This is a genomic window from Rhodococcus sp. NS-SX18, from assembly GCF_057367935.1.
This window is the reverse complement of record NZ_CM170633.1, coordinates 2,601,239-2,628,172: the sequence shown is the minus strand read 5'-3', so window position 1 is coordinate 2,628,172 and position 26,934 is coordinate 2,601,239. Positions and strand designations below refer to the sequence as shown.

The 26,934-nt window shown below is 71.4% G+C and carries 25 protein-coding genes; 6 read left to right on the top strand and 19 right to left on the bottom strand.

The genetic code is table 11. The features are described 5' to 3' along the window. Positions 1 to 41 precede the first annotated feature (41 nt). Entirely contained in the window at positions 42 to 863 is an 822-nt protein-coding gene (locus AC2IPW_RS12305; RefSeq protein WP_054374272.1) for a DUF3097 domain-containing protein, read from the bottom strand. A 107-nt stretch (positions 864 to 970) separates the two neighbouring features. On the opposite strand from AC2IPW_RS12305, the gene AC2IPW_RS12300 reads away from it, so the two are divergent. After that, positions 971 to 1,780: a hypothetical protein gene (locus AC2IPW_RS12300; RefSeq protein WP_486376920.1), complete on the top strand. Its 810-nt coding sequence runs from the start codon at positions 971 to 973 to the stop codon at positions 1,778 to 1,780. Here the strand turns inward: AC2IPW_RS12300 and AC2IPW_RS12295 are convergent. From AC2IPW_RS12295 to AC2IPW_RS12255, 9 genes are all read right to left on the bottom strand, one after another. Next, positions 1,771 to 2,829 (bottom strand): hypothetical protein, encoded by a 1,059-nt coding sequence (locus AC2IPW_RS12295; protein ID WP_486376919.1) that lies wholly within the window; start codon positions 2,827 to 2,829, stop codon positions 1,771 to 1,773. The genes AC2IPW_RS12300 and AC2IPW_RS12295 overlap by 10 nt on opposite strands. 349 nt (positions 2,830 to 3,178) lie before the next feature. Then, positions 3,179 to 4,243 carry a ferrochelatase gene (locus tag AC2IPW_RS12290; protein ID WP_486376918.1) on the bottom strand — a complete coding sequence of 355 codons (1,065 nt, stop codon included), beginning with the start codon at positions 4,241 to 4,243 and terminating at the stop codon, positions 3,179 to 3,181. A gap of 9 nt (positions 4,244 to 4,252) precedes the next feature. Then, positions 4,253 to 5,065 (bottom strand): NADH-dependent enoyl-ACP reductase InhA, encoded by an 813-nt coding sequence (gene inhA / locus AC2IPW_RS12285; RefSeq protein ID WP_003939509.1) that lies wholly within the window; start codon positions 5,063 to 5,065, stop codon positions 4,253 to 4,255. 52 nt (positions 5,066 to 5,117) lie between these two features. Beyond that, positions 5,118 to 5,867 carry a 3-oxoacyl-ACP reductase FabG1 gene (fabG1, locus tag AC2IPW_RS12280; protein ID WP_003939508.1) on the bottom strand — a complete coding sequence of 250 codons (750 nt, stop codon included), beginning with the start codon at positions 5,865 to 5,867 and terminating at the stop codon, positions 5,118 to 5,120. A 79-nt stretch (positions 5,868 to 5,946) separates the two neighbouring features. Further along, complete coding sequence (locus tag AC2IPW_RS12275) at positions 5,947 to 6,927, bottom strand: VWA domain-containing protein (protein ID WP_416063552.1); 981 nt, start codon at positions 6,925 to 6,927, stop codon at positions 5,947 to 5,949. Further along, positions 6,924 to 7,877: a DUF58 domain-containing protein gene (locus tag AC2IPW_RS12270; protein WP_040784545.1), complete on the bottom strand. Its 954-nt coding sequence runs from the start codon at positions 7,875 to 7,877 to the stop codon at positions 6,924 to 6,926. The genes AC2IPW_RS12275 and AC2IPW_RS12270 overlap by 4 nt, the downstream gene beginning before the upstream one ends. Beyond that, the gene (locus tag AC2IPW_RS12265; RefSeq protein WP_486376995.1) at positions 7,874 to 8,968 is read right to left on the bottom strand and encodes an AAA family ATPase; all 1,095 of its coding nucleotides are present in this window, start codon (positions 8,966 to 8,968) and stop codon (positions 7,874 to 7,876) included. Before AC2IPW_RS12265 ends, AC2IPW_RS12270 begins: the two co-directional genes overlap by 4 nt. 205 nt (positions 8,969 to 9,173) lie before the next feature. Then, positions 9,174 to 11,006: an NlpC/P60 family protein gene (locus AC2IPW_RS12260; RefSeq protein ID WP_486376917.1), complete on the bottom strand. Its 1,833-nt coding sequence runs from the start codon at positions 11,004 to 11,006 to the stop codon at positions 9,174 to 9,176. A 337-nt stretch (positions 11,007 to 11,343) separates the two neighbouring features. Beyond that, positions 11,344 to 11,889, bottom strand: a complete 546-nt coding sequence (locus AC2IPW_RS12255) for an Rv1476 family membrane protein (RefSeq protein WP_486376916.1) — start codon at positions 11,887 to 11,889, stop codon at positions 11,344 to 11,346. 257 nt (positions 11,890 to 12,146) lie between these two features. Here AC2IPW_RS12255 and acnA point away from each other — a divergent pair, with 257 nt between their 5' ends. Beyond that, positions 12,147 to 14,951, top strand: coding sequence for an aconitate hydratase AcnA (gene acnA / locus AC2IPW_RS12250; RefSeq protein ID WP_054374954.1), 2,805 nt, complete (start codon positions 12,147 to 12,149; stop codon positions 14,949 to 14,951). A 113-nt stretch (positions 14,952 to 15,064) separates the two neighbouring features. Continuing rightward, entirely contained in the window at positions 15,065 to 15,637 is a 573-nt protein-coding gene (locus AC2IPW_RS12245; protein WP_416063547.1) for a TetR/AcrR family transcriptional regulator, read from the top strand. Between the two features lie 6 nt (positions 15,638 to 15,643). On the opposite strand, the gene AC2IPW_RS12240 is transcribed toward AC2IPW_RS12245, so the two are convergent. Both AC2IPW_RS12240 and AC2IPW_RS12235 read right to left on the bottom strand, forming a co-directional pair. After that, positions 15,644 to 15,889 (bottom strand): helix-turn-helix domain-containing protein, encoded by a 246-nt coding sequence (locus tag AC2IPW_RS12240; RefSeq protein ID WP_003939500.1) that lies wholly within the window; start codon positions 15,887 to 15,889, stop codon positions 15,644 to 15,646. Positions 15,890 to 16,026: 137 nt separating this feature from the next. After that, a complete protein-coding gene (locus AC2IPW_RS12235) occupies positions 16,027 to 17,655 on the bottom strand; it encodes an ABC-F family ATP-binding cassette domain-containing protein (protein ID WP_003939499.1) in 1,629 nt (542 codons plus the stop codon). A gap of 106 nt (positions 17,656 to 17,761) precedes the next feature. Between AC2IPW_RS12235 and AC2IPW_RS12230 the strand changes: the two genes are divergently transcribed. The 3 genes from AC2IPW_RS12230 to ku are packed head-to-tail and all read left to right on the top strand — an operon-like array spanning position 17,762 to position 20,708. Further along, positions 17,762 to 18,568 carry an SDR family oxidoreductase gene (locus tag AC2IPW_RS12230; protein WP_486376915.1) on the top strand — a complete coding sequence of 269 codons (807 nt, stop codon included), beginning with the start codon at positions 17,762 to 17,764 and terminating at the stop codon, positions 18,566 to 18,568. A 3-nt stretch (positions 18,569 to 18,571) separates the two neighbouring features. Beyond that, positions 18,572 to 19,681 (top strand): lycopene cyclase family protein, encoded by a 1,110-nt coding sequence (locus AC2IPW_RS12225; protein WP_486376914.1) that lies wholly within the window; start codon positions 18,572 to 18,574, stop codon positions 19,679 to 19,681. Between the two features lie 52 nt (positions 19,682 to 19,733). Beyond that, positions 19,734 to 20,708, top strand: coding sequence for a non-homologous end joining protein Ku (gene ku, locus AC2IPW_RS12220; RefSeq protein ID WP_486376913.1), 975 nt, complete (start codon positions 19,734 to 19,736; stop codon positions 20,706 to 20,708). A 59-nt stretch (positions 20,709 to 20,767) separates the two neighbouring features. On the opposite strand, the gene AC2IPW_RS12215 is transcribed toward ku, so the two are convergent. From AC2IPW_RS12215 to sufB, 7 genes are read right to left on the bottom strand one after another with little or no spacing between them, the layout of a single operon-like run. After that, positions 20,768 to 21,244, bottom strand: coding sequence for a MarR family winged helix-turn-helix transcriptional regulator (locus tag AC2IPW_RS12215; protein WP_486376912.1), 477 nt, complete (start codon positions 21,242 to 21,244; stop codon positions 20,768 to 20,770). 8 nt (positions 21,245 to 21,252) lie between these two features. Further along, complete coding sequence (locus AC2IPW_RS12210; RefSeq protein WP_486376911.1) at positions 21,253 to 21,636, bottom strand: metal-sulfur cluster assembly factor; 384 nt, start codon at positions 21,634 to 21,636, stop codon at positions 21,253 to 21,255. Next, the gene (gene sufU / locus AC2IPW_RS12205) at positions 21,636 to 22,124 is read right to left on the bottom strand and encodes a Fe-S cluster assembly sulfur transfer protein SufU (RefSeq protein ID WP_486376910.1); all 489 of its coding nucleotides are present in this window, start codon (positions 22,122 to 22,124) and stop codon (positions 21,636 to 21,638) included. Before sufU ends, AC2IPW_RS12210 begins: the two co-directional genes overlap by 1 nt. After that, positions 22,124 to 23,377, bottom strand: coding sequence for a cysteine desulfurase (locus AC2IPW_RS12200; protein WP_054373466.1), 1,254 nt, complete (start codon positions 23,375 to 23,377; stop codon positions 22,124 to 22,126). The genes sufU and AC2IPW_RS12200 overlap by 1 nt, the downstream gene beginning before the upstream one ends. 14 nt (positions 23,378 to 23,391) lie before the next feature. After that, positions 23,392 to 24,189, bottom strand: a complete 798-nt coding sequence (sufC, locus tag AC2IPW_RS12195; RefSeq protein WP_003939491.1) for a Fe-S cluster assembly ATPase SufC — start codon at positions 24,187 to 24,189, stop codon at positions 23,392 to 23,394. A gap of 44 nt (positions 24,190 to 24,233) precedes the next feature. Then, positions 24,234 to 25,463 carry a Fe-S cluster assembly protein SufD gene (gene sufD / locus AC2IPW_RS12190; RefSeq protein WP_003939490.1) on the bottom strand — a complete coding sequence of 410 codons (1,230 nt, stop codon included), beginning with the start codon at positions 25,461 to 25,463 and terminating at the stop codon, positions 24,234 to 24,236. Then, entirely contained in the window at positions 25,464 to 26,909 is a 1,446-nt protein-coding gene (gene sufB / locus AC2IPW_RS12185; protein ID WP_003939489.1) for a Fe-S cluster assembly protein SufB, read from the bottom strand. Positions 26,910 to 26,934 lie beyond the last annotated feature (25 nt).

Genomic DNA, 26,934 nt, shown 5'->3' with positions numbered 1-26,934 from the left:
CGGACATCCCGGGTGGAACCCCAGGCCAGGGCCTCGTGCGGTCAGTCCTCGGCGGGCTCGGTGACGAAATCGACGAGCTGCTCGACCGCCCCGATCAGCGGAGCCTCGAGATCGCGGAAACTCGACACCGCCGAATAGACGCGCCGCCACCCGTCCTGTGGGCTGCCCCACCCCAACGCCCGGCACACCCCGGTCTTCCAGTCCTGCCCACGCGGAATCGTCGGCCATGCCTCGATGCCCAGCGCCTTCGGCCGCACCGCCTGCCACACGTCGACGAACGGATGCCCGGTGACGAGCACGTGCGGACCGAGATTCGCCGTCAGCCGCTCCTCCTTGGAACCGGTGACGAGGTGGTCGGCAAGCACCCCCACGCGGCGCCCGGGACCGGGGGCGAACCCGGCGAGCCGCTCCCCGAGGTTGTCGAGGCCCTCGAGCTGTTCGACCACGACACCCTCGACGCGCAGATCATGCCCCCACACCCGTTCGACCAGGGCGGCGTCGTGCACCCCCTCCACCCAGATCCGGCTGCCGCGCGCGACCCGCGCCCGCAGCCCGGCGACCTTCGTCGACCCGGACGCCGACCGGGCCGGGCCGGCCGTCGCGGGGCGCGCCGTGGGCCGCACCAGGGTCACCGGCCGCCCGTCGAGGAGGAACGCCGCCGGACGCAGCGCGAACAGCCGGGTGCGCCGCGCGCCGTCCTCGAGCCGGACGAAGTCGCCGTCGTAGGTGCGTTCGAAGCCGACGACCGCGCCGCACCACCCGGACGCGGCGTCCTCGACCACCAGGTCCTTCTCGGCAGCCACCTCGGGAACTGCGGGTCTACGGGCGCGCGGATGGCCGGCGAAGATGTCGCCGCCGTACATGTCGGGACTCACCTGCGCAACGTTAGGGCCGCCGCGGCCGCGGCGGCGGGAGGGCACGCCGACCGGTCGTGGCCCCGCCGTCGCGACGGCGCCTATGCTCGGAAACCGTGAGTTCCCCCGGTCAGACCCTGACGGTGTGGGCCGGTTCCTGGTTGGCCGGGCACGCCGCGCCGGACGACGTCCTCGACGCCCTGCACGCCTGGGCGCCGATGCATCTGGTGGTCTCCCACGACGAGCCCGCCGGCGACCTCTCCGGCGTGCCCGAATACTCCCCCGTCGACGGCGCCGCCGTGCTGCTCACCGCGCTGCGCCGGGCCGACCCGGCCGGCGCGGACGGGATCCGGCTGGTGCTGCCCGCCCCCGGCGACGTCCGCGGCCTGCCCCCGGGCACCGCGCTGGCCCGCGCCGGGGTCGCGGCCGGCGAGGCGGTGCTCGCGGGAGCCCCCGGCACACCCGGTCTCGGCTTCGTCCCCTCGGTGGAGGGCCCGGACGTGCTGCGCTGGACCCTGTTCGCGGTCCCGGCGGTGCCCGAACCGCCCGCCGAGCCCGGCCTCGGGGAGGCCGAGTTCGCCATGCGCGAAGCGGTGCGGGACGCCGCGACGAGGGTGGGCCGGGTGCTGACCGTGGGCGCCGGCGGCCGCACCGCCGACCCCCGGGAGCAGATCGCGGCCGAGATCGCCGAACATGCGCGGCACCGCTACCCGGACTCGATGCCCGAGCGCGCCGCCCGCATCCTCGACTCGGCCGACCAGGTCGCGGCGATCCTCACCGTCGCCGGCCGCGGCGCGGAACCGGACGCGGCCTCGGCCACCGGGCAGGCCACGCGAGAGCAGGCGCTGCGCCCGCTGTGGGCGGCCGTACGCGCCGCCCGGCTCGGGGCGGTGGCGGCCGCGGTCCGGGCGGGCCATCACGCCTGACGCACGGCCGCGGACACCCCGTCCGGAACGTCCCCCGGCACGACGACGGCCTTCTCCGTCCGGATCGCCACCCGCACCACGATCAGCAACAGCAGCGACACCGCGAACCCGGCCAGCGCGCCGAACTGGCGCAGGTCGAACAGGAACACCTGGGTGACGAGCAGGTTCACCACGACGGAGGCGTACAGCAGCCGCAGCGCGGGCAGATCGCGGCGCCGCGCGAACTGCCACAGCCCGGCCACGATCAGCACGGCGCTCACGGCACCGGAGAGTTCGGCGCCGATCTCCGAGATGCCGGCGTCCTCGGCCGCCCACCCCGACCCGGCCAGCACGATCACCAGTCCGACGAGGGTGTGGACGGCGTGCACGGCGAACACCACCAGCACGAGCCGGCGGGCCGCGGCGGTCGCCGCCCAGGCCGTGACCCGGTGCTCGATCCGGTCCCGGGCCACGGCAATGCGCCCGTCGAATCCGGTCCTCGCCGCGACCGGGGCGGCCAGCCCGGCCCGTATCGAGCCGGCCAGTTCGCACTGCGCCGGGTCCCGGACCCCCGCCAGGACGTCCAGCGCGCGGCGGCGCGCGAACTCGTCGAGCCGGCCGAGCACGAGATCGGTCAGCGCCTCGAGACCGACGGCGAGGCGCTGCCGGTCGGTCGGGCCGCGCCGCGCCAGCGCTACGCGGGCACCGAGGTAGAACGCGACGAGCACCACGTACATCACGGCCACTGCGGGCCGGAAGAAGTAGTCGACGTCGGTGGTGAGGAACTTGCCGACCTCGTCGAGGAACAACCCGAAGCCGATCCCGCCGAGCAGCGCGGCGCGCATCCGCACCCGGCTGCCGTGCCGGATCAGGACGCCGACGAGGGCGACGGCCATGAGCAGCCCGCCCCACAGCACGTGCGCGATGTGCAAGGTGCCGCCGCCGATCTGCGGATAGCCGGTCGCGGCGAGGTAGCCGCGGGTGACGAGCACGGTCGCGACGGTGGCGACGAGGAAGAGCTCGACGCGGGTGACGGCGGCGTCGTCGACGGCGGTGGGCGGTGCGGTCACGGGGCGGCCTTTCGTCGCGGTGCGGGGTCGGCCGCTGTACCGCGGCAGTGAGCGGCTCCCGGCGGCTGAGCGCCCCTGTCCTGACGGTCCCCTGCGTCCGTGCCGGGCAGGACCGGCCCCGTCGTCATGCCGACATCTTCTCCCGGGTCGTGGCCGCCGAGCCCGAAATCGGCACGACTGCCCTCCGGTCCGGCTCGGGTACCCGGCAGCGACGACCCTGGCGGGGCCGTGACGACACTGGCCGGGGCTGCGCCGCCCGACGGTCAGCGAGGCGACCCGGCGCGGCCGGTGGACGGCGTCGGCCGGATCCCGGACGCCGGGCCCGCGGTCGCGGGCCGGGCCCGCCCGGTCAGCGGCGCGGCCGTGCCGGGGGCCGGCAGCATTCGGGGGCGCAGAGCTCCCCGTTGCACCCGACGCCCAGCAGCGGCTCGGTGCCGCGCCGCACGGGGGCGGCACCGTCGAGGCGTTCACGCACCAGCTCGCGCACCATCTGCACGAACCGCGGGTCGGTGCCGGCGGTGGCGGCGCGGACGAATGCCATGCCGAGTTCCGCGGCCCGGTCGCGTGCCTCGGTGTCGAGGTCCCAGACGACCTCGAGGTGGTCGGAGACGAATCCGACCGGCACGACGACGACCGCGTCGACGCCGCGGGCGTGCAGAGCGTCGAGGTGGTCGACGATGTCCGGCTCGAGCCACGGCACCTGCGGGGGCCCGGAACGGGACTGCCACACCAGGTCGTGGCCGGGGGTGCCGGTGGCGGCGGCGATCAGGCGGGCGGCCTCGGCGACCTGCCGGCTGTAGAGGTGTCCACCCCGATCGGGGGGACCACCGGTGGCGTCGGCGGCGGTGGGCACCGAGTGGGCGGTGAACACCAGGCGGGCCGCGTCGCGACGGTCGGCGGGCAGCTGGGCCCGGGCCGCGGCGACGGCGTCGGCGACGGCGGCGATGAACAGCGGATGATCGTAGAAGTGCCGCAGTTTGGTCAGCGCGGGCGCGTCGTCGCCGACGGCGGCGCGGGCCCGGGCGATGTCCTCGTGATACTGCCGGCACCCCGAATAGCCACCCCACGCCGAGGTCGGGAACACCAGGGCGTTGCGCACCCCGTCGCCGCGCATGGCCGCGACGGTGTCCTCGATCATCGGGTGCCAGTTGCGGTTGCCGAAGTAGATCGGCAGGTCCAGCCCGGCGGCGGCGAAATCCTTCTCTAGTCGAGCAATGAGGTCGCGGTTGAGGGCGTTGATCGGCGACACCCCGCCGAAGTGCAGGTAGTGCTCGGCGACCTCGTCGAGGCGTTCGGGGGGCACCCCGCGGCCGCGGGTGACGTTCTCGAGGAACGGCCGCACGTCGTCCGGGCCTTCCGGACCGCCGAACGACAGCACCAGCAGCGCGTCGTACGGCTCGGGAGTAGGGGTCATGGCTCGACCCTAGGCTCCGGCACCGAAGCCGACCTGGGAATGGAAGCCCCCGTCGACGTAGACGATCGACCCGGTGGTGCCGGGCAGCCAGTCCGAGAGCACCGTGCACACGGTCTTGGCGACGGGCGTCGGATCCTCGACGTCCCAGCCGATCGGGGCCGCCGCGGACCAGCCCTCGTTGAGCCGGTTCATCTCCGCCCCGGGACCGGTGGCGTCGCCGGCGATGGCCTTGGCCGCGAGGGTCTTGATCGGGCCGGCGGCGACGAGGTTGGAACGGATGCCGCGGCCGCCGACCTCCTTGGCGACGTAGCGGTTGACGGACTCGAGGGTGGCCTTGGACACGCCCATCCAGTTGTAGAAGGGCACGGCCCGGGCCGGATCGAAGTCCATGCCGACCAGGGACGCACCGTCGTTGAGGGCGGGCAGCAGTGCCTTGGCGAGGGCGGCATAGGAGTAGGCGGACACCTCGAGGGCGACGGCGACGTCGGTCCACGGCGCGTCGAGGAACGGGCTGCCCAGGCAGGAGCGGGGGGCGAACCCGATGGAATGCACCACGCCGTCGAGGCCGTCGGGGGCGAGTTCGCGGACGCGGTCGGCGAGGGTGTCGAGATGCTCGGTGTTCTGCACGTCGAGTTCGAGGGCCGGCGGCACCGGCTGCGGCAGGCGCTGCGCGATGCGGTCGATCAGGCGCAGCCGGTCGAAGCCGGTGATGATCACCTTCGCGCCCTGTTCCTGCGCGACCTTCGCGGTGTGGAAGGCGATGGAGGCGTCGGTGATGATGCCGGTGACGAGAATGGTCTTGCCCTCGAGCAGTCCGCCCATGAGTGTGTCGGTCCTCCAGTGAGTTTCGGATGTGGTGGCGTGTGTGCCGGGGTCAGTGGCCCATGCCGAGGCCGCCGTCGACGGGGATGACCGCGCCGGAGACGTACGCGGAGTCGTCGGAGGCGAGGAAGCTGACGACGGCGGCGACGTCCTCGGGCTTGCCGAGACGCTGCAGCGGGATGAACTTCTTCGCGGTGTCCCGGACGTCGTCGGAGAGTTCGGCGGTCATGTCCGTCTCGATGAACCCCGGCGCGACGACATTCGCCGTGATCGATCGCGAGCCGAGTTCGCGGGTCACCGAGCGGGCCAGGCCGATGACACCGGCCTTCGAGGACGCGTAGTTGATCTGTCCCGCCTGGCCGGCCATACCGACGACCGAGCCGAGGAAGATCATCCGGCCCCAGCGCCCCCGCAGCATCGCGCGGTTGGCGCGCTTCGCGCACCGGAACGCACCGGTGAGGTTGGCGTCGACGACCTTCGTGAACTGGTCCTCCGTCATCCGCATCAGCAGCGTGTCGTCGGTGATGCCGGCGTTCGCGACCAGAACCTCGACCGGTCCCTGATGCTCTTCGACTGCCTTGAACGCGGCGTCGACGGAGTCGCTGTCGGTGACGTCGCAGCGGACGCCGAACAGTCCCTCCGGGGCGCCGGAGCCGCGGTGGGTGACGGCAACCTTGTGGCCGTCCGCCTGCAGGCGGCGGGCGACGGCGAGGCCGATGCCACGGTTGCCGCCGGTGACGAGAACCGAGCGGGGCGTGGCCGCGGGGCGCGGCGATCCGGCGGGGCTGCTTGCGTCAGTCATGGGGTCAAACCCTATCTGGTGGCGGTACGGGTCGGTAACAAGGCGCCCCGAGCGGCGGGCGGCCCGGCTGCCGCGCAGGTCAGGGCAGGCGTTGACGCAGCAGCAGGGCGGCCCCGACCCCACCGGAGACGGCGAGGACGCCGAGGATCAGCCAGGGCCGGCTGGCGTCACCGCGGGTGGTCTCGTACCCGATCTGTTCCTCGAGGGTGTTGTAGGCGTCCTCGAGTTCCTGCAGGTTCGATGCGGTGAAGAAGGTGCCCCCGGAGAGGTTGGCGATCTCCTTGAGGGACGGGTCGTCCACCGGAACCGGGATGCGTTCGTTCTCGATCGAGACGGTGCCGTACTCGGTGCCGAAGGAGATCGTCGAGACGGGCACGTCCTTGTCCGCGGCCTGCCGGGCGGCGGTGAATCCGCCGCGCGGGTCGTCGGGGCTCTCCGGGACGGTCTGCTTGCCGTCCGAGAGCAGCACGATCCGGGCCGGGGGTGCCTGGTCGCCGCCGCCGAGCACCGCGGCGAGGGTGTCGACGGACTGCAGGGCCGTGAAGATCGCCTCCCCGGTGGCGGTGCGCTCGCTCAGCTGCAGGTTGTCGATCGCGGTCTTGGTGGCCGCCCGGTTGGTGGTGGGCGAGACGAGCACCGAGGCGGTGCCGGAGAACGCCACCAGGCCGAGATTGATGCCGGGCGTGAGGTCGTCGGCGAAGGACTTGGCGGCCGCCTGCGCGGCGGCCAGACGGGTCGGCTCGACGTCGGTGGCCTGCATCGACAGGGACACGTCGATCACCAGGACGACGGTGGCGCGGTTGCGCGGGACCCGCTGTTCGGCGGTGGGCCCGGCCGCGGCGACGGTGAGCAACGCGAGACCGGCCAGGAGCAACGCGACCGGGACGTGCCGGCTGCGGCCGGGCCGCTGCGGCGCCACCTTCTCGAGCAGTTCGAAGTTGGTGAACCGCAGTGTGTGCCGCATGCGGCGGCGTTGCACCGCCACGTAGCCGGCGGCGAGGGCGAGGACGACGAGAAGGAACAGCAGCCACCACGGCGCGGTGAAGTCGGAGATGCTCACCGGGCCCCCTTCACCGGCGCGCCGAAGCTGTGGCGGCGCGCGGCGACGAACCGGACGACGTCGTCGATCCAGTTGCGGTCGGTGCGCAGGCTCAACAGAGGGGCGCCGCAGCTGCGGACGGCCCGGCGGACGGCGTCGCGGTGTTCGGTCGCGGCGCGCGCGTAGTCGGCGCGCAACTGCTCGGTGGTGGTGAACTCGCGGGTGCGCCCGGTTTCGGGGTCGTGCAGCACGACGTCGCCGAGGTCGGGAAGTTCGAGATCGCGACGGTCGAGGACTTCCACCGCGAGCAGGTCGTGCCGGCCGGAGAGGGCACGCAGCGACCGTTCCCAGTCGATGGGGCCGAGGAAGTCGCTGACGACGACGACCAGGCCGCGGCGCCGCTGCGGGCGCCGCAGCGACTCGATCAGGCCGCGCAGGTCCCCGCGGGTGCCGTCGGGGGCGTGCGGGGTCGTCGCGATCGAGCGGAGCATCGCCTGCGTGTGCAGCTGGCCGCCGCGGGCGGGCACGCGGCGGGTGTGCGCCCCCGTTCCGACCACCGCGCCGATCCGGTTGCCGCCGCCGCCGGCGAGGTAGCCGACCGCGGCGGCGGCGGCCACGGCGAGGTCCCGCTTCTCGCAGACCCCGGTGCCGAAGTCGAGACTGGGCGAGAGATCGATCGCCAGCCACGTCTCGAGCTCGCGGTCGGCGACGGTCTGCCGCACGTGCGGGTGGGTGGTGCGAGCGGTGACGGACCAGTCCATCTGGCGCACGTCGTCGCCGGGCTGGTACTCGCGGGCGTCGCCGGGCTCGGAGCCGGGGCCCGGGATGAGTCCGAGGTGGTCGCCGTGCAGCACCCCGTCGAGGCGGCGCCGCACCGTCAGCTCGAGGGTTCGCAGCGCCGCCGTCAGGGCGGGGTCACGCAACTCGCCGGAACGGAAGGTCGGCGGAGTCACCGGGGGGCGTCGGCTCACCGCTGCCCCGCACCGGCCTCCGGCCCGGGCATCCCTGCCGCCGGCGCGGCCGCGACCCCGACCGGCGCCGGGGCGGGTGGTTCGGCCTGCGGGGCCACCTGCGGCATGCCGACGGTCTGCAGGATGCGGGCGATGATCTGGTCCGGCGAGACGTCGTCGGCGAGGGCGTCGTAGGACAGCACCAGCCGGTGCCGCAGCACGTCCGGGATGATGTCGACGACGTCCTGCGGCACGACGTAGTCGCGGCCGCGCAGCAGGGCCAGGGCACGCGCGGCGGAGATGATGCCGAGAGTCGCCCGCGGGGACGCTCCGTAGGCGATCCAGCCGTCGACCTCGGTCAGGCCGATCTCGCCGGGAGAACGGGTGGCGAAGATGACCCGCACCACGTAGTCGACGAGGGCGTGGTGGACGAACACGCGGTTGGCGACCTGCTGCAGGCGGATCAGCTCGTCGCTGTCGAGGATCTGCTTGGGTTCGGGTGCCGCCACCCCCATGCGGTAGACGATCTCGCGCTCCTCCTCGACCGTGGGGTAGTCGACGAGGACCTTGAACAGGAAACGGTCGCGCTGCGCCTCCGGCAGCGGGTACACGCCCTCGTTCTCGATCGGGTTCTGGGTGGCCATCACCAGGAACGGGTCCGGCATGGGGAAGGTCCGGCCGCCGATCGTGACGTGCCGTTCGGCCATCACTTCGAGCAGGGCGGACTGCACCTTGGCCGGGGCACGGTTGATCTCGTCGGCGAGCACGAAGTTCGCCACGACGGGTCCGAGTTCGGTGTCGAATGCTTCGCGGCCCTGCCGGTAGATGCGGGTGCCGACGAGGTCGGTCGGCACGAGGTCGGGGGTGAACTGCACCCGGGAGAACGATCCGCCGACGACCTTCGCGAACGTCTCGACCGCGAGGGTCTTCGCCACGCCGGGGACACCCTCGAGCAGCACGTGGCCGCGGGCGAGGACGCCGACGAGCATCCGCTCGACGAGCCGGTCCTGACCGACGATCACCCGCTTGACCTCGTAGATGGCCTGTTCGAGCAGACGCACATCGTGTGCCTGGTCCGACGTGCGGCCCGTCTCCCCGGCCGGGGCGGTCACGGCGGTCTTCGCGTCCGACGTTGCCGTGCCCGACGTGCCACCCTCGCGTGAGGTCACCAAGAATCCACCGCTTTCGCCTCGTTGCTGCTGGAAGTCACCTACCCACACCACTATTCCAGGTGGCGGACGGCGGCGCCGTCGCCGAGCCGGTGCGCGTGGGCACCGGCGTCGGACGAGTCCTCCTCCGGCCGGGCGGAACAGCGTGTCAGGAGACCATCCGTACCACGTACGGGGTCATGCCGTCCCAGCGTACCGGTGAGATCTTCACGTGCGAACCCGACTGCGGGGCTTCGATCATCTGCCCGTCGCCCAGGTACAGGCCCACGTGCTGGCTGGCGTTGGGGCCGTAGAAGATCATGTCGCCGCGGCGCATCTGTGCCGACGGCACCTGCTCGCCGGCGGTGTACTGGTAGCCGGTGTAGTGCGGAAGCGAGATCCCGATCCCGGCGAATGCGTAGATCATCAGCCCGGAGCAGTCGAAGCCGACCTTGTTGTAGTCGCCGTAGCTGTCCGCGACGCCGCCGTCGCGGATACCGAGGGTGGGGCCGTTCTCGTCGCCCCCGCCCCACGCGTAGGGCACCCCGATCTGAGACATCGCCCGATCGATCACCGTCTCGACGGCGGCCGCGCCGGTGAGGGTCGAGCCCCGCTCGGGACTGGTCCGGGGCCGGCTGCGGGTGGGCGGAGTGGTGGTGGTGTCTTCCTCCTCCACCGGGTCGGCGCGGTCGGGAATCGTCGAGTCCTCGGAGCCGGCGTCCTCGCTGCCGTCGGTCGAGCCGCCCGAGCCGTCGGTGCCCGAGCCGTCCGTGCCCGATCCGTCCGTGCCCGATCCGTCGGTACCGGATCCGTCCGTACCGGATCCGTCCGTACCGGATCCGTCGGTGCCCGATCCGTCGGTGCCCGATCCGTCGGTGTCCGTTCCGTCGGTGTCCGTTCCGTCCTGCCCCGATGTGGCGCGCCCCGGCCGGGTCGTGCCGGAGGTCGGCGGCAGCGGCGACTCGAATCCGACCTCGGACTCGCCGGATTCGGCGGCCGCGGGCTGGGGCCGCACGTAGCCGTCGATCTGAGTGTGGGGCCGCTGCCCGTTGGCCAATTCGGCAGCACGGGCGTTGGCGTCGGCGTCGGCGGCGACGCGCCGGGCGGCATCGGCCGCCGCCTGCCGCGCGGCAGCCTCGGCCGCCGCCGTCGCGGCCTCCTCGGCCTGCCGCTGCCGATCCCACTCCGCGTACTGCGCGCGCTGACCTTCGAGTCCGGTGACGGTGCCGCGGGCCCGGTCGAGTTCCGCCTGCGCCTGTGCGCGGTCCTGTTCGATGCGTTGCTTCTCTGCGGTCTGTGCGGCCAGCGCGGTACGCGCCTCGCTGATGGCGGCCTCGGCAGCGGCACGGCGTTCCTCCGCCGCCGCGGCCGCGGCGTCCGCTTCCTGCTTGCTGGCGCGCGCTCGCGAGTCCCGGTTGGCCTGCTCGGTGCGGGCCCGTTCGAGCGCGTCGAGGACGGCGGTACGGCCCGCGGAGAGCAGGCGCATGATCTGGGCGCGGTCGAGCAGGTCGTCGGGCCCGGTGGAGCCGATGAACGAGGCGAGCGAGGCGACATTGGTGCCCTGGACGTAGCTGTCGCGCGCGAAGGCGTCGAAATCCTGCTGGGCCTGCCGGATCCGGGTGCCGGCGTCCTTCAGCGCCTGCTGGGACAGGGTGACCGCGTGGGCGGCGGCGTCGGCGGCGTCGCGGGCGGACTGCAGGTCGACCAGGGCGCGGTTGACGTTCTCCCGCTTGGTCGCAACCTGGCTCTCGAGTTCGGCGAGGTGCTGGTCGGCTGAGGCGATGCGGAGGATGAGCCCACCCACCTGGTCCAGCCCGGCGGCGACGGCACCCCCGGCTGCCGCGAGATCGGCATCGCTCGGATTGGGCGGCGGGGGTGGGACCGCCCCGGCGGACGCGGCCGTGCCCGCGATCAGGGAGGTGGCCAGGCCGATGCCGAGGACCAGCCGCGCCGTGCGGGACAAGCGGCGTCTTCGGGGCGTCCGCGACGACTGCCGGGACATCGCCTGCCGTATTCCGCTACGCCTCACATCGCCCTCCCTCGGTCGCGCCGGCGGGACGCACCCGAGCGCAACCGGGAAAGGGGTCGGTGCAGCAGCGATCCACCGCGGACGAGGCCGCGGTTGCACCGCTCGACGGCCCGGCGTCGACTCACGGTTCGCACCGCGACCCGGAACCGGGTATGTGTGACACCCCTTCCCCAAGAGCGCCAAGTGCACCGTACGACACTTCGCACCCCGATGAAACTCCAGTCACAGAAGACGGAAGCGGAATGAGACCTGTGTCAACGGCCTGAGCTGTGACGACGGCCACAGCGCGAGACGAAAAATCTCCGCCGCGTCAGCGCTCGATCCGGTCGGCCGCCGCCGCTGTCGTCGTGTCGGTGTCGCGACGGCGACGGACGGCCTTGGCGAGGTAGGTCGCTCCGGCCGCGCCCGCGACCGCGAGCAGCAGCAGCACCGTGAACAGCGTCCAGGGCGGCGCGGGCTCGGTGAGAGCATCGACGAAATTCGACGCCGAGACGACCGGGTCGCCGGTGTAGGTGCGGTCCTGCGCGGACTCGAGGAGCACCCGGTCGATGCTGTCGCTGTGGGCGCCCACCCAGCCGGGACTGAGCACGAGCACGGTGCCGCCGTCCTCGCCGGCGACGTCCGTGGCGAGGTCGCGCAGCTGCGAATCGAGGCGGGGATCGCGGTCGAGCACGACGATGCTCAGATCGATCCCGTGCTGCTGCGCGCGGTCGACGACGGCGACGAGATCGCCGACGCGCTCCGGAGGTGCCGAGACCTGGTCGTCGGCGAGGTCGGCGAGGACCTGCTCGAGCGAGACGCCCGGCGGGAGGTCGGTGGCCGACGGCGTCAGGACACGTGACAGGGGCGCAGACATCTCTCTCCGTGGTACTCGACGGCCACCGCTCGTGCGGCGCCGTTCGTACCCTACGCGACGAGGCGATCGCGGCGGCCGGACGCCGGATCGGCGGTTCCGTCCCATCGCTTCACAGGACAAGCGTACTGTTAGACTTGCCGCGAGACGCCTCCGACGCCGTCCGGCCCTGTTCTGCGGCCCGGCCCGGCTGCGGAGCCTCGCTTCGGCCGTCGACACAGCCCCGTCGGCGGCGAGCCTCATCGACGAGTGGAGCTGACGTGAGCACCAGTATTGATTCGTTCGGCGCCAAGGGGACGCTGGAGGTCGGAGAGAACTCGTACGAGATCTTCCGCCTCTCGGCCGTACCCGGCACCGAAAAGCTGCCCTATGCATTGAAGGTTCTCGCCGAGAACCTGCTGCGCACCGAAGACGGTGCGAACATCACCGCCGATCACATCCGCGCCCTCGCGAACTGGGATCCGTCGGCCGAGCCGAGCGTCGAGATCCAGTTCACTCCCGCCCGTGTGATCATGCAGGACTTCACCGGCGTGCCCTGCGTGGTCGACCTCGCCACCATGCGTGAGGCCGTCACCACCCTCGGCGGCGACCCGAACAAGGTCAATCCGCTCTCCCCCGCCGACATGGTCATCGACCACTCGGTCATCCTCGACGTCTTCGGCCGGGCCGACGCCCTCGAGCGCAACGTCGACCTCGAGTACGAGCGCAACGGCGAGCGCTACCAGTTCCTGCGCTGGGGCCAGGGCGCCTTCGACGACTTCAAGGTCGTCCCCCCGGGCATGGGCATCGTGCACCAGGTCAACATCGAGTACCTGGCCCCCACCGTGATGGTGCGCAACGGCCAGGCCTACCCCGACACCTGCGTCGGCACCGACTCGCACACCACGATGGTCAACGGCCTCGGCGTGCTCGGCTGGGGCGTCGGCGGCATCGAGGCCGAGGCCGCGATGCTCGGCCAGCCGGTCTCGATGCTCATCCCGCGCGTGGTCGGCTTCAAGCTGACCGGCGAGATCCAGCCGGGTGTGACCGCCACCGACGTCGTCCTCACGGTCACCGACATGCTCCGCAAGCACGGCGTGGTCGGCAAGTTCGTCGAGTTCTACGGCGCGGGCGTCGCCGAGGTGCCGCTGGCCAACCGCGCCACCCTGGGCAACATGAGCCCCGAGTTCGGATCCACCGCCGCGATCTTCCCGATCGACGGCGAGACCATCAACTACCTGCGCCTGACCGGCCGCAGCGACGAGCAGCTCGCGCTCGTCGAGGCGTACGCCAAGGAGCAGGGCATGTGGCACGACGCGGAGAAGGAGCCCTCCTACTCCGAGTACCTCGAGCTGGACCTGAGCACCGTGGTCCCGTCCATCGCCGGCCCCAAGCGCCCGCAGGACCGCATCCTGCTCAGCGAGTCGAAGATCGCCTTCCGCAAGGACATCCACAACTACGTCGAGGAGCAGCACCCCGCCGAGCACACCAAGCTCGACGAGGCCGTCGAGGAATCCTTCCCGGCGTCCGACCCGGTCGCGCTGTCCTTCGCCGACGACGGTGCCGTCGACGTCCAGTCCGCCGCCAACGGCGCGGACGGCCGGCCCACCAAGCCCGTGCGGGTCGTCTCCGAGGAGCGCGGGGAGTTCGTGCTCGACCACGGCGCCGTCGTCGTCGCGGGCATCACCTCGTGCACCAACACCTCGAACCCGTCGGTGATGCTCGGCGCCGCGCTGCTCGCCCGCAACGCCGTCGAGAAGGGCCTGTCGTCGAAGCCGTGGGTCAAGACCAACATGGCACCCGGCTCTCAGGTCGTCTCCGACTACTACGAGAAGGCCGGCCTGTGGCCGTACCTCGAGAAGCTCGGGTTCTACCTCGGTGGCTACGGCTGCACCACGTGCATCGGTAACACCGGGCCGCTGCCGGAGGAGATCTCCAAGGCCGTCAACGACAACGACCTGTCGGTGACCGCGGTGCTCTCCGGTAACCGCAACTTCGAGGGGCGCATCTCCCCCGACGTGAAGATGAACTACCTCGCGTCCCCGCCGCTCGTCATCGCATACGCCCTGGCGGGCACGATGGACTTCGACTTCGAGACCGACCCGCTCGGACAGGACCAGGACGGCAACGACGTCTTCCTGAAGGACATCTGGCCGTCGGCCCAGGAGATCGACGACACCATCAAGTCGGCGATCAGCCAGGACATGTTCCGCAAGTCGTACGCCGATGTCTTCAAGGGCGATCACCGCTGGCAGAACCTGGAGACGCCGGAGGGCGACACCTTCGCGTGGGACGAGAACTCGACCTACGTCCGCAAGGCTCCGTACTTCGACGGCATGACGATGGATCCGGCTCCGGTCTCCGACATCAAGGGCGCCCGCGTGCTGGCCCTGCTCGGCGATTCGGTCACCACCGACCACATCAGCCCGGCCGGACCGATCAAGCCCGGCACCCCCGCCGCGCAGTACCTCGACTCCCACGGGGTCGAGCGCAAGGACTACAACTCGCTCGGGTCGCGGCGCGGCAACCACGAGGTGATGATCCGCGGCACGTTCGCGAACATCCGCCTGCAGAACCAGCTGCTCGACGGGGTCTCGGGCGGTTACACCCGCGACTTCACGCAGGACGGCGCGCCGCAGGCGTTCATCTACGACGCCTCGCAGAACTACCAGAAGGCCGGGATCCCGCTGGTCGTCCTGGGCGGCAAGGAGTACGGCTCCGGTTCGTCCCGCGACTGGGCCGCCAAGGGCACCCGCCTGCTCGGCGTCAAGGCGGTCATCACCGAGTCGTTCGAGCGCATCCACCGGTCGAACCTGATCGGCATGGGCGTCATCCCGCTTCAGTTCCCCGCGGGTGAGTCGGCGAAGTCTCTCGGACTCGACGGCACCGAGGTGTTCGACATCGCGGGCATCGAGGAGCTCAACCAGGGCACGACGCCGCGCACGGTGCACGTCACCGCCACCAAGGCGGACGGCAGCACGGTCGAGTTCGACGCGGTCGTGCGCATCGACACCCCCGGCGAGGCGGACTACTACCGCAACGGCGGCATCCTGCAGTACGTGCTGCGCAACATGATCCGGGGCTGACACCACCCGGATCGGCCGCCCGCACCCGCGGGCGGACCACGCTGTGCACCGGCGGCGGGCTCGGGGCGACTTCGTCTCGGGCCCGCCGTCTCCTCCCCGAAAGGACGTTCGCGGTGCCCAAGGTCAGTGAGGACCACCTCGCCTCGCGCCGGAGACAGATCCTCGCCGGCGCCCGCCGGTGCTTCGCCGAGTTCGGCTACGACGGCGCCACGGTGCGCCGCCTGGAGGACGCCACGGGACTGTCCCGCGGCGCGATCTTCCACCACTTCAAGGACAAGGACGGCCTCTTCCTGGCCCTGGCGCAGGAGGACGCCGCGCGGATGGCCGACGTCGCCGCCGAGCAGGGCCTGGTACAGGTGATGCGGGACATGCTCGCCTCACCCGAGCAGTTCGACTGGCTCGGCACCCGGCTCGAGATCACGCGGCGCCTGCGCACCGACCCGGACTTCGCGAAAGCCTGGACCCAGCACTCCGCGGAGCTGACCAAGGCGACGGTGGGCCGGCTCGAACGGCAACGCGAGGCGGGCCGGCTACGCGACGATGTGCCGACCGAGGTCGTGCTCAGCTACCTGGACCTGGTTCTCGACGGGCTGATCGCGCGGCTCGCCTCTGGCACCGCCGACGACGAACTGGCGGCGGTGCTGGACCTGGTCGAGGAGTCCGTGCGACGCACCGCCGCCGGCTGACCCCGGTCAGGTGGCGGCGCGGGCCGCGCTGCGCCGGTTCGGTCCGCCCCGGCCGCGCAGCGCGACGTGGGACTCCACGAGCACGTTGTGCACGAACCCGTAGGACCGGCCCGTTTCCTGCGCCAGCGTCCGGATGCTCGCCCCGGCCTCGTAGCGGCGTTTCAGTTCTGCCTGAAGACGATCACGCGACTCCCCCGTGACCCGTGTGCCCTTGGTCAGTACACTCCCGGCGTGCTCGGATTTGCGTGCCATCGGATCCTCCCGTCGGATCGGCAAGGCCCCGCCTCCCAGGCTAGTGGACGGCGCGGAGCGCCGGGAGGAATCGCGCAGGTCCGGGCCGCGGCGGCCGCCCCGGGTCCGGCTCGGCACCGGACGGGGAGCCCGCGACCTCAGGCGAGCTGGATCAGTTCCAGGTACTCCTGCGACCAGTGGTCCTCGGTACCGTCCGGGAGCAGGATCACGCGCTCCGGATCGAGCGCTTCGGCGGCGCCGGGATCGTGGGTGACGAGGACGACCGCACCGGCGTAGCTGCGCAGCGCGTCGAGCACCTGTTCCCGCGAGACCGGGTCCAGGTTGTTGGTCGGCTCGTCGAGCAGCAACACGTTCGCCGCGGAGGACACCAGCCCGGCCAGCGCCAGGCGGGTCTTCTCACCACCGGACAGCGTCCCGGCGGGCTGGTCGAGCTGGGGACCGGTGAACATGAACGCCCCGAGCAGCCCCCGCAGGTCCTGCTCCCCCGCGTCCGGTGCCGCGTGCCGGATGTTCTCCCACACCGTCGCATCGTCGTCGAGGGTGTCGTGCTCCTGTGCGAAGTATCCGATCTTCAGGCCGTGTCCGGGCACCAGCCCGCCCGCGTCCGGGGTCTCGACCCCCGCGAGCAGGCGCAGCAGCGTGGTCTTGCCGGCACCGTTGAGGCCGAGCACGACGACGCGGCTGCCCCGGTCGATCGACAGGTCCACGCCGGTGAAGATCTCCAGCGAGCCGTACACCTTCGTCAGGCTCTCGGCGGTGAGCGGGGTCTTGCCGCACGGCGCCGGTTCCGGGAACCGGATCTTGGCCACCTTGTCGGCCACCCGCACCTCGTCGAGTTCGGCGAGCAGCTTGTCGGCGCGCTTGGCCATGTTCTGCGCCGCGACGGCCTTGGTGGCCTTCGCGCCGAGCTTGGCCGCCTGCTGGCGCAACGCGGACGCCTTCTTCTCGGCGTTGGCGCGTTCGCGGCGACGGCGCGCCTCGTCGGTGGCCCGCGCGTCGAGGTACTTCTTCCAGCCCATGTTGTAGATGTCGGCCTCACCACGCACCGCGTCGAGGAACCACACCTTGTTCACGACGTCGGCGAGCAGGTCCACGTCGTGGCTGATGACGACCAGTCCGCCGTCGTGGTTCTGCAGGAATCCGCGCAGCCAGGTGATCGAGTCGGCGTCGAGGTGGTTGGTGGGCTCGTCGAGCAGCAGGGTGGTGGCGGACTTGCCGGAACCGTCGGAGGCGGCGAAGAGGATGCGGGCGAGTTCGACGCGGCGGCGCTGGCCGCCCGACAGGGTCCGCAACGGCTGGCCCAGCACCCGGTCCGGCAGGCCGAGACTGGTGCAGATGCGGGCTGCCTCCGATTCGGCCTCGTACCCGCCGAGGGCCGAGAAGCGTTCCTCGAGCGACCCGTACTTGCGCACCGCCCGGTCGCGGACGTTCTCGTCGACGGCCTCGGCCATGACGGCCTGCTGCTTCTCCATCGCACGCAGGATCTCGTCGAGGCCGCGTGCGGAGAGCACGCGGTCCTTGGCGAGCACGTCGAGGTTGCCCTCGCGCGGGTCCTGCGGCAGGTACCCCAGGTCACCGGAGCGGACGACGGCACCCGCGTACGGTTCCCCCTCCCCCGCGAGGATGCGCAGGGTGGTGGTCTTGCCGGCGCCGTTGCGTCCGACCAACCCGATCCGGTCGCCCGGCTGCACCCGCAGCGCCGGTCCCGGCGCCGAGAGCAGCGTCCGCACGCCGGCGCGGACTTCCAGATCGGTGGCGGTGATCACGCGTGGGACTCCTCAGGGATGTTTCGGATCGGCTGTCGATGATGCCGCAGCGACAGGCGCACGAACCATTCATTTTACCGTCCGGACCGCCGACACCCGACGTGAGATGCGCTACGTTCCCGGCATGACGACTTCCCCCGAACTGCCCGCCGGCTCGGACCTGACGGGCCGCACGGCACTGGTGACCGGCGCGAGCCGTGGGATCGGCAAGGCGATCGCCGCGGCGCTGCTCGCCCGCGGCGCGAACGTGGCCCTCACCGCCCGCAAGGCCGAACCGCTCGCCGAGGCCGCCGGCGAGTTGCGCGCCCTCGGTCACCGCGGACGGGTGCTCGAGCTGCCCGGCAACGCCGGGGACGCCGAGGCCCGGGCCGAGGCGGTGCGCCGCACCGTCGCCGAACTCGGCGCCCTCGACATCCTGATCAACAACACGGGCATCAACCCCGTGTTCGGGGCGTTGATGGACGCAGACCTCGACGCCGTCCGCAAGATCTTCGACGTCAACGTCGTCGCCGCGCTGGGATTCGTGCAGCAGGCGTACCGCGCGTGGATGGGTGAGCACGGCGGGTCCGTGGTCAACATCGCGAGCGTGGCGGGCCTGCGTTCGACCGGGGTGATCGCCGCGTACGGGGCGTCGAAGGCGGCGCTGATCCGGCTGACCGAGGAGCTGGCCTGGCAGCTCGGGCCGGGTGTGCGCGTCAACGCGGTGGCGCCCGGGGTGGTGAAGACGAAGTTCGCGGCCGCACTCGTCGCCGACGGCGAGGACAGCGCTGCCGCCCGGTATCCCATGCGCCGGCTCGGCACCCCGGCCGACGTCGCCGAACTGGTCGCGTTCCTCGTCTCGGATGCGGCCGGGTGGATCACCGGGGAGACTGTGCGGGTGGACGGTGGACTGCTGGCGACGGGAGCGATGTAGCAGGTGATCGACGCGGAGGTGATCGTCGTCGGGCTCGGGCCCGCCGGGCGCGCGGTGGCGCACCGCGTCGCCGCGGCCGGCCTCGACGTGCTCGCGGTGGACCCGCGACCGGACCGGCCGTGGACGGCGACCTACGCGGCCTGGCTCGACGAGCTGCCACGATGGCTGCCCGAGTCGGTACTCGCGGCGCGGGTCGCGGAACCGGCGGCGTGGACCACGCACCCGCACCGAATTCCGCGCCCTTACGGTGTGTTCGACACATCGGCACTGCAACGAAGTCTGGCGCTGGACTGCGTGCGGGTCTGCGCCGCCCGGGCGGACGTCGTCGACGCCGACCATGTCGTCCTCGCGGACGGTGCGGTACTGCGCGCGCCGGCCGTGATCGACGCGCGCGGGGTGCCTGCCCACCGCTCCCGCGCCCAGCAGACCGCCTTCGGCGTGATCGTCGACACCGCGACCGCTGCACCCGCGCTGCAGGGGCGCGCCGCCTGGTTCATGGACTGGCGGCGCGACAACCGCACCGGCTCCGGGGATGCGCCGTCGTTTCTGTACGCGGTGCCCCTCGGGCAGGACCAGGTGTTGCTCGAGGAGACGTGTCTGGTGGGGCGGCCCGCGATCCCCCTGCCCGAGCTGCAGCGACGCCTCGAGGTCCGGCTCGCCGCGCGGGGGGTGGAACTGAGCGGCTCGGAGCCGGTGGAGCGGGTGCGGTTCGGGGTGCAGCCGCCGCCGGGGCCGGCGCGCGGGGTGGCCCGGTTCGGTGCCCGCGGCGGTCTGATGCACCCGGGCACCGGGTATGCGGTGGCGGCGTCGCTGGCGGCGGCCGATCCCGTGGCGCACGCGCTCGCCGGAGGCCGCAAGGCCACGGCGGCGTTGTGGTCGCCGTCGGCGCGGGCGGTCGCGCAGCTGCGCGCCTCGGGCCTGCGGGTGCTGCTGAAACTGCACCCGGAACAGACCCCGGCGTTCTTCGCCGGGTTCTTCACGCTGCCGCCCGAGCGCCAGCGCTCCTACCTGTCCGGTCGCACCGACGTCGGGGGGACGGTGGCGGCGATGACCCGGATGTTCACGACGGGCTCGCCGGCCTTGCGTGGGGCCATGCTGCGTGCCCTGTGGTGACGAGTTCGCCCGGTTCCGCGCGGCGGACGCCGATCTCGATCATGATGGAACCATGCGTTCGATCTGGAAGGGTGCCATCGCGTTCGGACTGGTGAACGTCCCGGTGAAGGTCTACTCCGCCACGGAGAGCCACGACATCCGGTTCCACCAGGTGCATGCGAAGGACGGCGGCCGGATCAAGTACGACCGGGTCTGCACCGAATGCGGCGAGTCGGTGCCCTACGCCGAGATCGACAAGGCCTACGACTCCGACGAAGGCGTAAGGGTCGTGCTCACCGACGAGGACTTCGACAAACTGCCCGTCGCGGAGAAGCACGAGATCCCGGTGCTGCAGTTCGTCCCGTCCGAGCAGATCGACCCGATCCTGTTCGAGAAGTCCTATTACCTCGAGCCGGACTCGGCGTCGCCGAAGGCGTACACGCTGCTCGCCGAGACGCTCACCCAGACCGATCGCACCGCGCTCGTGCACTTCACGCTGCGCCAACGGACCCGGCTGGCGGCCCTGCGCAACCGGGACGGCGTGCTCGTGCTGCAGACCCTGCTGTGGCCGGACGAGGTGCGCTCGGTGTCGTTCCCCGTGCTCGACGACGCGGAGCCGCCGAAACAGAAGGAAATGGCGATGGCGGAGATGCTCGTCGAGTCGATGGCCGACGATTTCCGTCCGGACGAGTTCACCGACGAGTACCAGGTCGAGCTGCGGTCGCTGATCGACGACATCATCGCCCGGGGCGGCGAGAAGGTGCTGCCGGTGATCCCGGCGGGCGAACCCGCGGCCGAGGACGCCGAGGTGCTGGATCTGGTGGCTGCGCTGCAGCGCAGCGTGCACGCCGCGTCCGGAGAGAAGAAGTCGGACGAGGCTGCGCCCGCCCGGGGTTCGGCGGCGAAGAAGGCACCCGCCCGCAAGAGCGCTGCGAAGAAGACACCGGCGAAGAAGACCGCCGCGAAGTCCAGCGGCAAGTCGACCGCGAAGAAGACGGCGGCAACCAAGTCCACCGCGAAGAAGTCCACCGCCCGCAAGCGGGCCTGAGGCCCCGGCACCGGCCGGGGCCTCAGGCGTCGGGCGTCGGGCGTCGGGCGGGGACGACCTCAGTCCAGCCCGTCGCGGAGGCGGCGCAGCAGAGCCGTGAGCTGCTCGACGTCGGCGGGATCCCAGGTGGACAGGCGACGGCGCCACCGCGCTGTCTGTTCCTGCTGCAGCGCGGTCAAGCGGTCCCGGCCGTCGGCGGTGAGCGCGACGAGCCGTGCGCGTGCGTCGTGCGGGTCCGTCGTCCGCTCGACCAGCCCGAGCCGCACGGCGGCGTCGATGCGCCGCGTCAACGTCGACTTCTCGATCGCAAGATCACGGAGCAAGTCCGACATCGCCACCGCGTCCGCGCGGCCGAGCAGCACCAGCAGCGGGTAGCACGCCGGATCCAGGTGGGGGTGGACGGCGCGGGCGCGCACCCCCAGCTGGTCCCGGCCGCGGCGCATCAGCGCCATGAACTCGTGTTCGAGGGCGGTGATCGGATCCACGGAGCCGGCGGCTCCCGAGTCCGGGGGCACCTGGGGGACGTGCCGGGTCACCGGCCGGGTCAGACGGTGAAGCCGAGCGCGCGCAGCTGCTCGCGACCGTCGTCGGTGATCTTGTCCGGCCCCCACGGCGGCATCCACACCCAGTTGATGCGCAGCTCGTCGCACAGGCCGCTGCGGACGAGGGCGTTGCGGGACTGGTCCTCGATGACATCGGTGAGCGGGCAGGCCGCCGAGGTGAGCGTCATGTCGATGGTGACGGCCTCGTCGTCCTCGGAGATGCCGTAGACCAGGCCCAGGTCGACGACGTTGATCCCGAGTTCGGGGTCGACGACGTCGCGCATCGCCTCCTCGAGCTCGTCGTACCGCTCGGGGTCGAGGGCGGGGGACGCGTCCGGGGCGGCGGCGGTGGCGGTGTTGTCCGCCGGGGTCACGGGTTCGGTCATCAGTTCTGTCCTCCACTGGCTACGGGTGCGGTCCGGTGAGTGCTGTCGGCGCCGTCGGTGATCTGCACGACGGCGTCCTTGAAGGCCATCCAGCCCAGCAGCGCGCACTTCACGCGCGCCGGGTACTTCGAGACCCCGGCGAAGGCGATGCCGTCGCCGAGCACGTCCTCGTCACCCTCGACGGTTCCCCGGCTGCCGACCATCTCCGCGAACGCGTCGACGGTGGCCAGGGCGCGGTCGAGAGGGAGCCCGATCACCTGGTCGGTGAGCACCGAGGTCGACGCCTGACTGATCGAGCAACCCTGCCCGTCGTAGGAGATGTCCTCGACGGTGCCGTCGTCGGCGAGCTGCACCCGCAACGTCACCTCGTCGCCGCACGTGGGGTTGACGTGGTGCACCTGCGCTCCGTAGGGCTCGCGCAGGCCCCGGTGGTGCGGGTGCTTGTAGTGGTCCAGGATGACCTCCTGGTACATCTGTTCCATCCGCATCAGCGTGCTCCGAAGAAGTCCTGGGCGCGGCGGATCGCCGCACCGAGCGCGGCCACCTCGTCGAGCGTGTTGTACACGGCGAAGGAGGCCCGGGCGGTCGCCGCGATCCCGAAGCGGCGGTGCAGCGGCCACGCGCAGTGGTGCCCGACGCGGATCTCCACGCCCTCGTCGTCGAGGATCTGTCCGAGGTCGTGCGCGTGGATGCCGTCGACGACGAACGAGACGGCACCGCCGCGCTGCTCGGCCGTGGTGGGGCCGACGATCCGCACGCCGTCGATGCCGGCGAGTTCGGCCAGGGCCGCCGCGGTGAGCTCGTGCTCGTGTGCGGCGACGGCGTCCATGCCGATCTGCTGCAGATACCGCACCGCGGCGCCGAGTCCGACGGCCTGCGACGACATCGGCGAGCCCGCCTCGAAGCGCTGCGGCGGCGGCGCGAACGTCGAGGCCTCCATGGTGACGGTCTCGATCATCGAGCCACCGGTGATGAACGGTGGCACGTCGGCGAGCAGCTCGCGGCGGCCGTAGAGGACGCCGACGCCGGACGGGCCGAACATCTTGTGCCCCGAGAAGGCCGCGAAGTCGACCCCGAGCGCATGGAAGTCCACGCCCATGTGCGGCACCGACTGGCAGGCGTCGAGCACGACGACCGCGCCGACGGACTTCGCGCGCCGCACCAGCTCCTCGACCGGGGCCACGGCCCCGGTGACGTTGGACTGGTGGGTGAAGGCGACGACCTTGACCCGGTCGGTGAGTTCGAGGGAATCGGGATCGATGCGGCCGTCGTCGGTCACGCCGAACCAGCGCAGCGTTGCGCCGGTGCGGCGGGCGAGTTCCTGCCACGGCACCAGGTTGGCGTGGTGTTCGAGTTCGGTGACGACGATCTCGTCGCCGGGACCGACCCGCCGGGGGAACCGGGCGTCGGCGAAGGCATAGGCGACGAGGTTGAGCGACTCGGTGGCGTTCTTGGTGAACACCAGCTCGTCCGCGTCCGCGCCGACGAAGTCGGCGATGACGGCGCGGGCGCCCTCGTAGGCGTCGGTGGCTTCCTCGGACAGCTCGTGCGCTCCCCGGTGCACGGCCGCGTTGCAGGTGGTCAGGAACGCGCGTTCGGCGTCGAGGACCTGCGTCGGGCGCTGCGAAGTGGCCCCGGAGTCGAGGTAGACCAGGGGTTTCCCGTCGCGCACCGTGCGCCCGAGGATCGGGAAGTCGGCCCGGATCCGGGCGACGTCCACCGTGGGCACCTGCACCGTCATCGGCTCACCATTCCTTACTTGTCGGCACCCGCGGCCGCGGCGGCCTGGGTGAAGCGCACGTAACCGTTCGTCTCCAGTTCCTCGGCGAGCTCGGGGCCGCCGGACTCGACGACACGGCCACCGACGAACACGTGCACGAACTGCGGCTTGATGTAGCGCAGGATGCGGGTGTAGTGGGTGATCAGCAGCACGCCGCCGTGCTCGCGTTCCTGGTAGCGGTTGACGCCCTCGGACACCACGCGCAGGGCGTCGACGTCGAGGCCGGAGTCGGTCTCGTCGAGGATGGCGATCTTCGGCGCGAGCAGGCCCAGCTGCAGGATCTCGTGGCGCTTCTTCTCGCCGCCGGAGAAGCCCTCGTTGACGGAGCGGTCACCGAACGCCGGGTCGATGTCGAGTTCGGTCATCGCCGACTTGACCTCCTTGACCCAGTGGCGCAGCTTCGGGGCCTCGCCGCGGACCGCGGTCGCGGCGGTGCGCAGGAAGTTCGACATGGACACGCCCGGGACCTCGACGGGGTACTGCATGGCCAGGAACAGGCCGGCGCGGGCCCGCTCGTCCACGCTCATCGCGAGGACGTCCTCACCGTTGAGGGTGATCGATCCCGAGGTGACCTCGTACTTGGGGTGGCCGGCGATGGCGTAGGACAGGGTGGACTTGCCCGAGCCGTTGGGGCCCATGATGGCGTGCGTCTCCCCGGACCGGACGGTGAGGTTCACGCCCTTGAGGATGTTGATCGGCTCGGCGTTGTCGTCGGTCTGGGCGACGCGGACGTGCAGGTCCTTGATCTCGAGGACGTTCTGCTCGGTGGACATGTCGGTAACGGTTCCTTCGCGAATATGGGGAGAACGGGTGGGGGTCAGGCGCCGACGGCGGCGAGTTCGGCCTCGATGGCGGCCTCGAGCCGCTCCCGGACGGCGGGCACGGTGATCTTCTCGACGAGTTCGTGGAAGAATCCGCGGACCACGAGCCGGCGGGCCTGCTCCTCGGAGATGCCGCGGGCACGCAGATAGAACAGCTGCTCGTCGTCGAACCGGCCGGTGGCGCTGGCGTGGCCGGCACCGACGATCTCACCGGTCTCGATCTCGAGGTTGGGCACCGAGTCGGCGCGGGCACCGTCGGTGAGCACCAGGTTGCGGTTGAGTTCGAAGGTGTCGGTGCCTTCGGCCTCGGCGCGGATGAGCACGTCCCCGATCCACACGGTGTGCGCGTCCGGCTTGCCGGAGCCGGGATCGCCCTGCAGGGCCCCCTTGTACACGACGTTGGACTTGCAGTGCGGCTGCGCATGGTCCACGAGCAGGCGCTGCTCGAGGTGCTGGCCGGCGTCGGCGAAGTACAGGCCGAGCATCTCGGCGTCGCCGCCGGGCGCGTCGTACCGGACCGTCGGGGACACGCGCACGAGGTCACCGCCCAGGCCGACGGTGAAGTGCCGCAGCACGGCGTCGCGGCCGAGGCGGGCGTGGTGGGCCGCGACGTGGACCGCGTCGTCGGCCCAGTCCTGGATGGCGACGATGTTCAGGCGCGAGCTGTCGCCGAGGACGAACTCGACGTTCTCGGCGTAGGTGCCGGACCCGCGCTGGTCGAGGACGACGGTGACCGACGCGAACGGCTCGAGCCGCAGTTGCAGGTGCCCGAACGCGACCTTGCCCTCGCCGGGGCCGGTGACGGTGATCGTGACGGGCTCGGGAACCTCGACCTCGCGGCCGACCGTGACGACGGTGGCGGTGGTGAAGCCCGAGTAGGCCTGAGCGGCGACCCGGTCGGCGGGCACGCCGCCCTCGCCGAGGCGGGCGTCGTCGCGGCCGACGGTCTCGACCTGCACGCCGTCCGCGGAGGTGACCTCGACGGTGGCGTCGGCGTCGGCGACAGCGGTGCCGTCGTGCAGGCCCCGCAGACGGCGCAGCGGGGTGAATCGCCACGCCTCGTCGCGGCCGGAGGGGATCTCGAAGGCATTCACGTCGTACGACGTGAAGACCTCGCCCTTGTTGACAGCCGGCCCGCCGGCCTTCTCCGAGCGCGCGGCTCCCTGCACCCCGGTGGCGACGACCGGCGAACCGGTGGCGGGGGTGTTCTTCGCTTCCGCAGTCATTTAGCCGACTGCCCCTTCCATCTGCAGTTCGATCAGGCGGTTGAGCTCGAGTGCGTACTCCATCGGCAGTTCCTTGGCGATGGGCTCGACGAAGCCGCGCACCACCATCGCCATGGCCTCGTCCTCGGTGAGGCCTCGGCTCATCAGGTAGAACAGCTGATCGTCGGAGACCTTGGAGACGGTCGCCTCGTGCCCCATCGTCACGTCGTCCTCACGGATGTCGACGTACGGGTAGGTGTCCGAGCGGGAGATCTGATCGACGAGCAGCGCATCGCACTTGACGGTCGACTTCGATCCGTGCGCGCCCTTGTTGACCTGCACCAGACCGCGGTAGGAGGCGCGTCCGCCGCCGCGGGCCACCGACTTCGACACGATGGTCGAGGAGGTGTGCGGCGCCAGGTGCAGCATCTTCGCGCCGGTGTCCTGGTGCTGACCCTCGCCGGCGAACGCCACGGAGAGCACCTCGCCGCGCGCGTGCTCGCCCATCATCCACACGGCCGGGTACTTCATGGTGACCTTGGACCCGATGTTGCCGTCGATCCACTCCATCGAGCCACCGGCCTCGACCTTGGTGCGCTTGGTGACGAGGTTGTAGACGTTGTTCGACCAGTTCTGGATGGTCGTGTAGCGGCAGTGCCCGCCCTTCTTGACGATGATCTCCACCACCGCCGAGTGCAGCGAGTCCGACTTGTAGATCGGGGCGGTGCAACCCTCGACGTAGTGCACGGAGGCGCCCTCGTCGACGATGATCAGGGTCCGCTCGAACTGGCCCATGTTCTCGGTGTTGATCCGGAAGTAGGCCTGCAGCGGGATGTCGACGTGCACACCCGGCGGGACGTAGATGAACGAGCCGCCCGACCACACGGCGGTGTTCAGCGCCGAGAACTTGTTGTCGCCGGCCGGGATGACGGATCCGAAGTACTCGCGGAAGATCTCCGGGTGCTCGCGCAGGCCGGTGTCGGTGTCGAGGAAGATCACGCCCTGGGACTCGAGGTCCTCACGGATCTGGTGGTAGACGACCTCGGACTCGTACTGGGCGGCGACACCGGCGACGAGGCGCTGCTTCTCGGCCTCGGGGATGCCGAGCTTGTCGTAGGTGTTCTTGATGTCCTCGGGCAGTTCTTCCCAGCTCGTGGCCTGCTTCTCGGTGGAGCGCACGAAGTACTTGATGTTGTCGAAGTCGATGCCCTCGAGGTTCGAGCCCCACACCGGCATCGGCTTCTTCTCGAAGGTGCGCAGCGCCTTGAGGCGGATGTCGAGCATCCACTCGGGCTCGTTCTTCTTCGCGGAGATGTCGCGCACGACCGCCTCGGACAGCCCTCGCTGGGCCGTGGCGCCGGCCGCGTCGGGATCCGACCAGCCGTAGCCGTAGTGACCGAGGGACGCGATGGTCTCCTCCTGTGTCAGCGGCGCGCCGGCCGACGCCTGATCCGATGTGACGGTCATGTGAGCTCCTTCCGGAGTCTTGTTC

Coding starts and splice junctions, on each gene's coding strand:
- AC2IPW_RS12305 (WP_054374272.1), bottom strand. CDS start 863: ATGTACGGCGGCGACATCTTCGCCGGCCATCCGCGCGCCCGTAGACCC.
- AC2IPW_RS12290 (WP_486376918.1), bottom strand. CDS start 4,243: ATGACCCCTACTCCCGAGCCGTACGACGCGCTGCTGGTGCTGTCGTTC.
- inhA (WP_003939509.1), bottom strand. CDS start 5,065: ATGGGCGGACTGCTCGAGGGCAAGACCATTCTCGTCACCGGCATCATC.
- fabG1 (WP_003939508.1), bottom strand. CDS start 5,867: ATGACTGACGCAAGCAGCCCCGCCGGATCGCCGCGCCCCGCGGCCACG.
- AC2IPW_RS12260 (WP_486376917.1), bottom strand. CDS start 11,006: ATGTCCCGGCAGTCGTCGCGGACGCCCCGAAGACGCCGCTTGTCCCGC.
- AC2IPW_RS12255 (WP_486376916.1), bottom strand. CDS start 11,889: ATGTCTGCGCCCCTGTCACGTGTCCTGACGCCGTCGGCCACCGACCTC.
- AC2IPW_RS12240 (WP_003939500.1), bottom strand. CDS start 15,889: ATGGCACGCAAATCCGAGCACGCCGGGAGTGTACTGACCAAGGGCACA.
- AC2IPW_RS12230 (WP_486376915.1), top strand. CDS start 17,762: ATGCGCTACGTTCCCGGCATGACGACTTCCCCCGAACTGCCCGCCGGC.
- ku (WP_486376913.1), top strand. CDS start 19,734: ATGCGTTCGATCTGGAAGGGTGCCATCGCGTTCGGACTGGTGAACGTC.
- AC2IPW_RS12210 (WP_486376911.1), bottom strand. CDS start 21,636: ATGACCGAACCCGTGACCCCGGCGGACAACACCGCCACCGCCGCCGCC.
- sufU (WP_486376910.1), bottom strand. CDS start 22,124: ATGCGGATGGAACAGATGTACCAGGAGGTCATCCTGGACCACTACAAG.
- AC2IPW_RS12200 (WP_054373466.1), bottom strand. CDS start 23,377: ATGACGGTGCAGGTGCCCACGGTGGACGTCGCCCGGATCCGGGCCGAC.
- sufC (WP_003939491.1), bottom strand. CDS start 24,189: ATGTCCACCGAGCAGAACGTCCTCGAGATCAAGGACCTGCACGTCCGC.
- sufD (WP_003939490.1), bottom strand. CDS start 25,463: ATGACTGCGGAAGCGAAGAACACCCCCGCCACCGGTTCGCCGGTCGTC.
- sufB (WP_003939489.1), bottom strand. CDS start 26,909: ATGACCGTCACATCGGATCAGGCGTCGGCCGGCGCGCCGCTGACACAG.